This is a genomic window from Pseudomonas sp. GZD-209, from assembly GCF_049310485.1.
Lineage (GTDB): Bacteria > Pseudomonadota > Gammaproteobacteria > Pseudomonadales > Pseudomonadaceae > Aquipseudomonas > Aquipseudomonas sichuanensis.
In genome coordinates, this window is the sequence record NZ_JBMOWQ010000209.1 from 1 (window position 1) to 9,486 (window position 9,486).

Consider the following 9,486-nt stretch of genomic DNA (forward strand, 5'->3'; position numbering starts at 1 on the left):
CGCCGTAAACCGTTGAGGCCTCATCGCGGGGCAAGCCCGCTCCCACGATACCGTCGTGGGAGCGGGCTTGCCCCGCGATTGCTGTCAGCCTGCCAGCCACCCATGCTCGGCCATGGACAGTGGCTCGCCATCACCGACGATGACATGGTCCATCACCCGTACGTCGATCAGCGCCAGCGAACGTTTGAGCATCAGTGTCAGGTGCACGTCGTCCTGGCTGGGCTGGCAATGGCCTGACGGGTGGTTGTGGCACAGGATCAGCGCCGCCGCGTTGTGCAGCAAGGCCCGGCGTACCACCTCGCGCGGGTAGATGCTCGCCCGGTCGATGGTGCCGCGAAACAGGATCTCGAACGCCAACGGCCGGTGCTTGGTATCCAGGAACAGGCAACCGAATACCTCGCTGGCCTCATGGCGCAGCATCGACTTCAGATAGCGCCGCACCGATGTCGGCGACTCCAGCGCTGACGCACGCTCGATGCCCTCGTCCAGATACCGCCTGCCGATCTCCAGCAACGCCTGCAGCTGGGCGTATTTCACCGGCCCCAGGCCCGGCTCACGCAGCAATCTGGCACGATCGGCCTCGAGGAATGGCCTGAGCCCGCCAAACTTCGCCAACAGCCCACGCGCCAAGTCCAGCACATTACGCCCGGCGACCCCCGACCCCAGCAACACCGCCACCAGCTCGGCGTCCGACAGCACCGCCGCGCCGCGCTGCAACAACTTCTCCCTCGGCCGCTCCTCGGCCGGCCACTCCCTGATGTTCATCCTCCCTCCTCGCCTGCCACTACGGCCCGTTTGGGCGCTGTGTTAATCTAGTTCGCTTCGAAAATGCGACGATCTGCCGCAGGCAGTCACCGTCGCCGCCCGCTTTCACTGGAATAAGGCAAGGCCTATGCAGCGGTTGTATCGCAAGCGCATCGTTCTCGGCGTGGGTGGCGGCATCGCCGCCTACAAGAGCGCCGAGCTGATTCGCCGACTCCTGGAACACGGCGCGCAGGTGCGCGTGGTCATGACCCGTGGTGGTGCCGAATTCATCACCCCGCTCACCCTGCAGGCGCTGTCCGGTCACCCCGTGCACATGGACTTGCTCGACCCCGCCGCCGAAGCGGCCATGGGCCATATCGAACTGGCCAAATGGGCAGACCTGGTGCTGATTGCCCCGGCCACCGCCGACCTGATGGCGCGCATGGCCCAGGGCATGGCCGACGACCTGCTGACTACCCTGGTGCTGGCCACCGACGCCACCGTCGCCGTGGCACCGGCGATGAACCAGGCCATGTGGCGCGACCCGGCAACCCAGGACAACCTCGAACTGCTCAAGCGCCGTGGTGTCCAGGTGTTCGGCCCGGCCTCCGGCAGCCAGGCCTGTGGCGATGTGGGCCTGGGCCGCATGCTCGAAGCCACCGACCTGGCCTGGTGCGCCGCCGAGAGCTTCAAGCGCCAGGCACTGACCGGCAAGCACGTCCTGATTACCGCCGGGCCGACCCAGGAGAACATCGACCCGGTGCGCTACATCACCAACCATAGTTCAGGGAAAATGGGCTTTGCCCTGGCCGAGGCGGCCGCCGAAGCCGGGGCCCGGGTGACCCTGGTCACCGGCCCGGTACACCTGCCGACCCCGGACCGGGTCAGCCGCATCGACGTGGTCAGCGCGCGGGACATGCTCGCGGCCTGTGAAGCAGCCATGCCCTGCGACCTGTTCATCGCCTCGGCTGCGGTCGCGGACTACCGCCCGGAAGTCGTCGCCGCACAGAAGCTCAAGAAGGATCCCACCACCGGCGACGGCATGCTGCTGCAGATGGTGCGCAATCCCGATATCCTTGCGACCATTGCCGGCCGCGCCGATCGCCCGTTCAGCGTGGGCTTTGCCGCCGAGACCGAGCACCTGCTCGACTACGCCACGCGCAAGCTCAAGGACAAGAACCTCGACCTGATCGTCGCCAATGATGTGGCCAACCCCAGCATCGGCTTCAACAGCGAGGAAAACGCCCTGACCGTGATCGACCGGCAGCAGCATCAAACCCTCTTCGCGCAGACCAGCAAAGGCAAGATTGCCCGCCAGCTGGTTGCCTTCATCGCCGAACGGCTCAACCAGGTTCAATAAGTTACATGCACGCTCTTCAAGCCAAGATCCTCGACCCACGCCTGGGCACCGAATTCCCCCTGCCGCAGTACGCCACCCCCGGCTCCGCCGGCCTGGACCTGCGCGCCCTGCTCAAGGAGGACACCGTCCTCGAGCCAGGCCAGACCCTGCTGATCCCTACCGGCCTGTCGGTGTACATCGGCGACCCGGGCCTGGCGGCGGTGATCCTGCCGCGCTCGGGCCTGGGCCATAAGCACGGCATCGTGCTGGGCAACCTGGTCGGCCTGATCGACTCCGACTACCAGGGCGAGCTGATGGTCAGCTGCTGGAACCGCGGCAGCACGCCGTTCACCATCACCGTCGGCGAGCGCATCGCGCAGCTGATCCTGGTGCCGGTGGTGCAGGCGCATTTCGACATCGTCGAGCAGTTCGACGAGACCCAGCGCGGCGCTGGCGGCTTCGGCCACTCGGGCACCCGCTGAGGCAACAGCCGACCGTTCGGGCCATGGATGGCGAACTCTCTGGCGAAACCGCCGTCCAAGCGTTCAGTTTGCGCCTGCCCAGAAGCCTTTGACTTATGGAGTCCCCAGAGATGAACGACATGGCCCACCTGGTCCCCGCACTGCCCGACAGCATCTTCCGCGCCTATGACATCCGCGGCGTGGTCGGCAAGACCCTGCACGCCGAAACCGCCTACTGGATCGGCCGCGCCATCGGCGCCCAGACCCTCGCCCAGGGCGAACCACAGATCTCGGTCGGCCGTGACGGCCGCCTGTCCGGCCCGATGCTGGTCGAGCAACTGATCAAGGGCCTGGTCGAGGCCGGTTGCCAGGTCAGCGACGTCGGCCTGGTGCCGACCCCGGCGCTGTACTACGCCGCCAACGTGCTGGCCGGCAAGTCGGGCGTGATGCTCACCGGCAGCCATAACCCGTCGGACTACAACGGCTTCAAGATCGTCATCGCTGGCGACACCCTGGCCAACGAACAGATCCAGGCCCTGCTGACCCGCCTGAAGACCAACGACCTGACCCGTGGCGAAGGCCATGTGGAAAAAGTCGAGATCCTCGAGCGCTACTACCAGCAGATCGTCGACGACGTGAAGCTGGCCAAGCGCCTGAAGGTGGTGGTCGACTGCGGCAACGGCGCCGCTGGCGTGATCGCCCCGCAACTGATCGAGGCGTTGAACTGTGAGGTGATCCCACTGTTCTGCGAGGTCGACGGCAACTTCCCCAACCACCACCCGGACCCGGGCAAGCCTGAAAACCTGGAAGACCTGATCGCCAAGGTGAAAGAGACCGGTGCCGATATCGGCCTGGCCTTCGACGGCGACGGCGACCGCGTGGGCGTGGTGACCAACACCGGCAGCATCGTCTACCCCGACCGCCTGCTGATGCTGTTCGCCCAGGACGTGCTGTCGCGCAACCCGGGCGCCGAGATCATCTTCGACGTCAAATGCACCCGCCGCCTGACCCCGCTGATCGAACAGCACGGTGGCCGCGCGCTAATGTGGAAGACCGGCCACTCGTTGATCAAGAAGAAGATGAAACAGACCGGCTCCTTGCTGGCCGGCGAGATGAGCGGTCACATCTTCATCAAGGAACGCTGGTACGGTTTCGACGACGGTATCTACAGCGCCGCGCGCCTGCTGGAGATCCTCAGCAAGGCCGGGCAAAGCGCCGAAGACCTGTTCGCCGCGTTCCCCGATGATATTTCCACGCCGGAAATCAACATTGATGTGACCGACGAGGGTAAATTCAGCATCATTGATGCTCTGCAACGCGACGCCGACTGGGGCGAGGCCAACCTGACCACCATCGATGGTGTGCGGGTCGACTACGCCCACGGCTGGGGCCTGGTTCGCGCCTCCAACACCACACCGGTGCTGGTGCTGCGCTTCGAGGCCGACAGCGCGGCAGAACTCGACCGTATCAAGGCTGTATTCCGCACGCAGTTGCTACGGGTCCAACCAGGCCTGCAACTGCCGTTCTGACGACTATCCGTTCCTTACCTGGAGCCCTGCATGACCCTCGATCGCGATGCCGCTTCCCATGTAGCCGAGGTTTTGTCCGAAGCACTGCCTTACATCCGCCGCTTCGTCGGCAAGACCCTGGTGATCAAGTACGGCGGCAACGCGATGGAAAGCGAGGAGCTCAAGACGGGCTTCGCCCGTGACATCGTGCTGATGAAGGCCGTGGGCATCAACCCGGTGGTCGTGCATGGCGGCGGCCCGCAAATCGGCGACCTGCTCAAGCGCCTGTCGATCGAGAGCCACTTCATCGACGGCATGCGCGTCACCGACTCGGCGACCATGGACGTGGTGGAGATGGTTCTGGGCGGCCAGGTCAACAAGGACATCGTCAACCTGATCAACCGCCACGGCGGCAGCGCCATCGGCCTGACCGGCAAGGACGCCGAGCTGATCCGTGCGCGCAAGCTCACCGTCAGCCGCCAGACCCCTGAGATGACCCAGCCGGAAATCATCGACATCGGCCATGTAGGCGAGGTCGAGAGCGTCAACACCGACCTGCTGAACATGCTGGTCAAAGGCGACTTCATCCCGGTGATCGCGCCGATCGGCGTGGGCAAGAACGGCGAGTCGTACAACATCAACGCCGACCTGGTCGCCGGCAAGGTCGCTGAAGCGCTGAAGGCCGAGAAGCTGATGCTGCTGACCAACATCGCCGGCCTGATGGACAAGCAAGGCCAGGTGCTGACCGGCCTGACCACCGAACAGGTCAACGAACTGATCGCCGACGGCACCATCTACGGCGGCATGCTGCCGAAGATCAAGTGCGCGCTGGAGGCGGTGCAGGGCGGCGTGAACAGCTCGCACATCATCGATGGCCGCGTGCCCAACGCGGTGCTGCTGGAAATCTTCACCGACAGCGGCGTGGGCACCTTGATCACCAATCGCAAGCGTCACGCGTGATTGATCATGCGCCCCGGTTTCGACCGGGGCGCATTGCTTCAAGCAAGGAAACATCCTACGCACCACAGGGATCCCGGCTACAACACCGGAGCCTTGATCGCCACTAGCATCGGATCTTCACCTACAGGAGATCTGCCATGCAAAAAGCTGCCGTCCCCTACGGAAGCGACGTCTCTTCCGGCACCTATGCGTGCTGCGATTGCGGATACGAGTATTCCAACACCAGCAAGACTTCCCTTCCGCCCTGCCCGAAGCTCGAGGAGCTGCCTCACAGCCTGCACGCCTGGCGCATCCTCAGCGGCCGTGGCGATGCCGTGGGCGACCCCTACCCCAACGGACGCTGAACGGCAGGCATGAAAAAGGCGACCCTGAGGTCGCCTTTTCTTTGCACGTTCGCGTCAGATGCCGTACTTGGCGCGATATGCCTCGACCGCCGGCAAGTGCTGCTTGAGCTGTGGATCGTCGGCCAGGAACTCCAGCACCTGGGTCAGCGACACGATGCTGACCACCGGAATGCCGAAGTCGCGCTCGACTTCCTGAATCGCCGACAGCTCGCCGTTGCCGCGCTCTTCGCGGTTCAGTGCGATCAGCACACCCGCGGCCTTGGCCTGCTGGGCGTTGATGATCTGCATCACTTCACGGATGGCGGTGCCGGCGGTGATCACGTCGTCGATGATCAGCACGTCACCGGCCAGCGGGGCGCCAACCAGGCTGCCGCCTTCGCCGTGGTCCTTGGCTTCCTTGCGGTTGAAGCACCATGGCACGTCGAGCTGATGATGCTCGGCCAACTGCACCGCCGTGGCTGCCGCCAGGGGGATGCCCTTGTACGCCGGGCCGAACAGCACGTCGAACGGGATCTTGCTGTCGACAATGGCCGCCGCGTAGCAACGCCCCAGCTGCGCCAGGGCAGAAGCTGTGTTGAACAGGCCGGCATTGAAGAAGTACGGGCTGGTACGCCCCGATTTCAGGGTGAATTCACCGAAGCGCAGAACGCCGCGATCGATGGCAAAACGAATGAAGTCGCGCTGATACGGCTGCATAAAAGGTCCCGGACACCACGGATTTAGCTAAATGTGTTGAGCTCGGGTATCATACACGCACGAGATTTTTGGGGCCATTTATGCGGATCATCAGTGTGAACGTGAATGGCATTCAGGCTGCAGCCGAGCGTGGATTGCTCAGCTGGCTGCAAGCCCAGAATGCCGACGTCATCTGTCTTCAGGATACCCGCGCCTCGGCCTTTGAACTCGACGACCCAGCTTTCCAGCTCGATGGCTATTTCCTTTACGCCTGCGACGCGGAGGTGCCCACCCAAGGTGGCGTGGCACTGTACTCGCGCATGCAGCCCAAGGCAGTCATCACCGGCCTGGGCTTCGAGACAGTTGACCGTTACGGGCGTTACCTGCAGGCAGATTTCGACAAGGTAAGTATTGCCACGCTGCTCCTGCCTTCGGGCATGAACGGCGATGAAGACTTGAACCAGAAGTTCAAGTTGATGGACGACTTCGCCAAGTACCTGGACAAACAGCGTCGCAAGCGTCGCGAATACATCTATTGCGGCTCGTTCTACGTGGCGCAGCAGAAGCTCGACATCAAGAACTGGCGCGACAGCCAGCAGTCGGTCGGCTTCCTGCCGCCAGAACGCGCCTGGATGGACGCGATCACCGGCGAAATGGGCTACGTCGATGCGCTGCGCGAAGTCAGCCGTGAAGGCGACCAGTACAGCTGGTGGCCGGACAACGAGCAGGCCGAGATGCTCAACCTGGGTTACCGGTTCGATTACCAGATCCTCACCCCAGGCCTGCGCCGCTTCGTGCGCAATGCACGCCTGCCGCGCCAGCCACGCTTCTCCCGGCACGCGCCGCTGATCGTGGATTACGACTGGACGTTGACGATCTAAGCCACGCCAGACACAAAAAAGCCGACGTTAAAGTCGGCTTTTTTGTGTTCGTCAGCGCGATCAGTCGGCCAGTGCGGCGTTCTGCAGCTCGAAGATCTCGCCCATGCCTTTTTGCGCCAGCGCCAACATGGCGTTGAAGTCTTCCGGCTGGAACGGCGCACCTTCAGCGGTGCCCTGCACTTCGATGAAGCCGCCGGCGCTGGTCATGACCACGTTGAGGTCGGTCTCGGCGGCGGAGTCTTCCAGGTAGTCGAGGTCGAGCACCGCTTCGCCCTGGTACATGCCCACCGATACGGCGGCGATCATGTGCTTGAGCGGGTTGCCGCCCTTCAGGCCGCCACGCTTCTTGATCACGGCCAGGGCATCGCACAGGGCGACCATGGCACCGGTGATCGAGGCGGTGCGGGTACCGCCGTCGGCCTGGATCACGTCGCAGTCGACGTACAGGGTGATATCGCCGAGCTTGCTCATGTCCAGCGCAGCGCGCAGGGAGCGGCCGATCAGGCGCTGGATTTCCAGGGTGCGGCCACCTTGCTTGCCACGGCTGGCTTCACGCTGGTTACGCTCGCCGGTGGAGCGCGGCAGCATGCCGTACTCGGCGGTCAGCCAACCTTGGCCCTGGCCTTTGAGGAAGCGGGGAACACCATTTTCGACGCTGACCGTGCAGATGACCTTGGTGTCACCGAACTCGACCAGTACCGACCCCTCGGCGTGCTTGGTGTAGTTGCGGGTGATGCGGATCGAGCGGAGCTGATCGGCGGCGCGACCACTTGGACGTTTCATCTGGGATACCTGTACTGGGACTTTAAATCTGCCGAGCATTATAGAGCCCGTCGCCCCGCGAAGACATGCCTATCGTCGCACCCGGCGCAGCCTGTCGCCTTTTCCGACCACGGCGGCGGGGCAGCGGTAGCATGGCCGGATTGGGCGCCCGGGCCGCACTGCGCTACAATCCTGCGCCTTGCAGCCGTAAGGCTCCCCCCGCTCACCCGATTACGCGAGGTACTCCCCATGGTGCACAGCATGACCGCCTTTGCCCGCGCCGAACGCGCCGGCAGCCAGGGCACCCTGGTCTGGGAGCTGCGCTCGGTCAACCATCGCTATCTCGAACCCCACCTGCGCCTGCCCGAAGCCCTGCGCGACCTCGAAGGCGCAGTGCGTGAAGGCCTGCGCCAAGGGCTGTCGCGGGGCAAGGTCGAATGCACCCTGCGCCTGAACGAAGACAGCACCGGCAAGCCGCTGCAGGTTGACCGTGAACGCGCCGCGCAACTGGTCGCGGCCGCCGAGACCGTCGCCAGCCTGATCAAGCAACCAGCGCCGCTCAACCCGCTGGAAGTCCTGGCCTGGCCGGGCGTGCTGGTGGCCGACGCCAGCGACCCCCAGGCCCTCAACGCCGAAGCCATCGCCCTGTTCGACGAAGCACTGGCCGAGCTCAAGGCCGGACGCCTGCGTGAAGGTGCCGAGCTGGCCCGGCTGATCAATGAGCGCCTGGACAGCATGGCCAGCGAAGTGGCCACCCTGCGCACCCAGGTGCCACAGATGCTGGCCGTGCAGCGGCAGAAGATCCTCGACCGTTTCGGCGACATGCAGGCCGAGCTCGACCCGCAGCGCCTGGAGCAGGAGATGGTCCTGCTGGCACAGAAGAGCGACGTCGCCGAAGAGCTCGACCGCCTCAGCACCCACGTCACCGAAGTGCGCCGGGTGCTCAAGTCCGGCGGTGCCGCCGGCCGGCGCCTGGACTTCCTGATGCAGGAACTCAACCGCGAAGCCAACACCCTGGGCTCCAAGGCCTTTGACCCACGCAGCACGCAGGCGGCGGTCAACCTGAAGGTGTTGATCGAACAGATGCGCGAACAAGTACAGAACATCGAGTAAGGCCACCCCCGACCATGAACCACAGCAGCGGCACCCTCTACATCGTTTCGGCACCGTCCGGCGCCGGCAAGACCAGCCTGGTCACCGAGCTGATCAAGCAGGATCAACACGTTCGCGTGTCGGTCTCACACACCACCCGCGCCATGCGCCCGGGTGAGGCGCACGGGGTGAACTACCACTTCGTCGTCCACGAGGAATTCAAGGCACTGATCGCCCAAGGCGACTTCCTCGAGCACGCCGAGGTGTTCGGCAACTTCTACGGCACGTCGCGCAGCGCCCTGCAGGAAACCCTCGACCAGGGCTTCGACCTGATCCTCGAGATCGACTGGCAAGGTGCCCAGCAGGTACGCAAGCTGATGCCCGAGGCGCGCTCGATCTTCATCCTGCCGCCCAGCCAGCAGGCCCTGCGCCAGCGCCTGGACGGTCGTGGTCAGGACAGCGAAGAGATCATTGCCGGGCGCATGAAGGAAGCGGTCAGCGAGATGGAGCACTACGACGAATACGAGTACGTCATCATCAATGACGACTTCGACGTGGCGCTGGATGATCTGAAAGCGGTGTTCCGCTCGAACCGGCTACTGCTCAAGAAACAGCAACAGCGCCATGAGGCGCTGCTGAAACAGCTGATCGGCTGAAACAACATCGCGGGGGGGGGAAACCCCCCCCCCCCCCCGCGGGGAGGGGGGTTCCCCACCGCGG

The 9,486-nt window shown here is 64.3% G+C and carries 10 protein-coding genes and 1 pseudogene; 8 read left to right on the forward strand and 3 right to left on the reverse strand.

The window, feature by feature from the left end:
- Window positions 1-84: 84 nt before the first annotated feature.
- Entirely contained in the window at window positions 85-765 is a 681-nt protein-coding gene (gene radC, locus ACO6VM_RS21795) for a RadC family protein (protein ID WP_422403814.1), read from the reverse strand.
- Between the two features lie 127 nt (window positions 766-892).
- Between radC and coaBC the strand changes: the two genes are divergently transcribed.
- The 5 genes and pseudogenes from coaBC (at window position 893) to ACO6VM_RS21820 (ending at window position 5,356) form a co-directional block, all read left to right on the forward strand.
- Window positions 893-2,104, forward strand: coding sequence for a bifunctional phosphopantothenoylcysteine decarboxylase/phosphopantothenate--cysteine ligase CoaBC (coaBC, locus tag ACO6VM_RS21800; RefSeq protein WP_422403815.1), 1,212 nt, complete (start codon window positions 893-895; stop codon window positions 2,102-2,104).
- A gap of 5 nt (window positions 2,105-2,109) precedes the next feature.
- The gene (gene dut / locus ACO6VM_RS21805; RefSeq protein WP_422403816.1) at window positions 2,110-2,565 is read left to right on the forward strand and encodes a dUTP diphosphatase; all 456 of its coding nucleotides are present in this window, start codon (window positions 2,110-2,112) and stop codon (window positions 2,563-2,565) included.
- 134 nt (window positions 2,566-2,699) lie between these two features.
- A pseudogene (locus ACO6VM_RS21810) lies at window positions 2,700-4,073 on the forward strand (phosphomannomutase/phosphoglucomutase); the annotation flags it as partial.
- A 30-nt stretch (window positions 4,074-4,103) separates the two neighbouring features.
- Window positions 4,104-5,012, forward strand: a complete 909-nt coding sequence (gene argB, locus ACO6VM_RS21815) for an acetylglutamate kinase (RefSeq protein ID WP_347151123.1) — start codon at window positions 4,104-4,106, stop codon at window positions 5,010-5,012.
- Window positions 5,013-5,149: 137 nt separating this feature from the next.
- Complete coding sequence (locus tag ACO6VM_RS21820) at window positions 5,150-5,356, forward strand: hypothetical protein (RefSeq protein WP_401055858.1); 207 nt, start codon at window positions 5,150-5,152, stop codon at window positions 5,354-5,356.
- Window positions 5,357-5,410: 54 nt separating this feature from the next.
- Here the strand turns inward: ACO6VM_RS21820 and pyrE are convergent, their stop codons facing one another.
- Window positions 5,411-6,052, reverse strand: a complete 642-nt coding sequence (gene pyrE, locus ACO6VM_RS21825; protein WP_125466060.1) for an orotate phosphoribosyltransferase — start codon at window positions 6,050-6,052, stop codon at window positions 5,411-5,413.
- An 80-nt stretch (window positions 6,053-6,132) separates the two neighbouring features.
- Between pyrE and ACO6VM_RS21830 the strand changes: the two genes are divergently transcribed.
- Window positions 6,133-6,912, forward strand: a complete 780-nt coding sequence (locus ACO6VM_RS21830) for an exodeoxyribonuclease III (protein WP_110991998.1) — start codon at window positions 6,133-6,135, stop codon at window positions 6,910-6,912.
- A gap of 60 nt (window positions 6,913-6,972) precedes the next feature.
- On the opposite strand, the gene rph is transcribed toward ACO6VM_RS21830, so the two are convergent.
- Complete coding sequence (gene rph, locus ACO6VM_RS21835; RefSeq protein WP_110991997.1) at window positions 6,973-7,695, reverse strand: ribonuclease PH; 723 nt, start codon at window positions 7,693-7,695, stop codon at window positions 6,973-6,975.
- A gap of 228 nt (window positions 7,696-7,923) precedes the next feature.
- Between rph and ACO6VM_RS21840 the strand changes: the two genes are divergently transcribed.
- Together ACO6VM_RS21840 and gmk are read left to right on the forward strand one after the other, a co-directional pair.
- Window positions 7,924-8,787: a YicC/YloC family endoribonuclease gene (locus ACO6VM_RS21840; protein ID WP_125466061.1), complete on the forward strand. Its 864-nt coding sequence runs from the start codon at window positions 7,924-7,926 to the stop codon at window positions 8,785-8,787.
- 14 nt (window positions 8,788-8,801) lie between these two features.
- Window positions 8,802-9,422, forward strand: coding sequence for a guanylate kinase (gene gmk, locus ACO6VM_RS21845; protein ID WP_422403817.1), 621 nt, complete (start codon window positions 8,802-8,804; stop codon window positions 9,420-9,422).
- The last annotated feature ends 64 nt before the right edge of the window (window positions 9,423-9,486 follow it).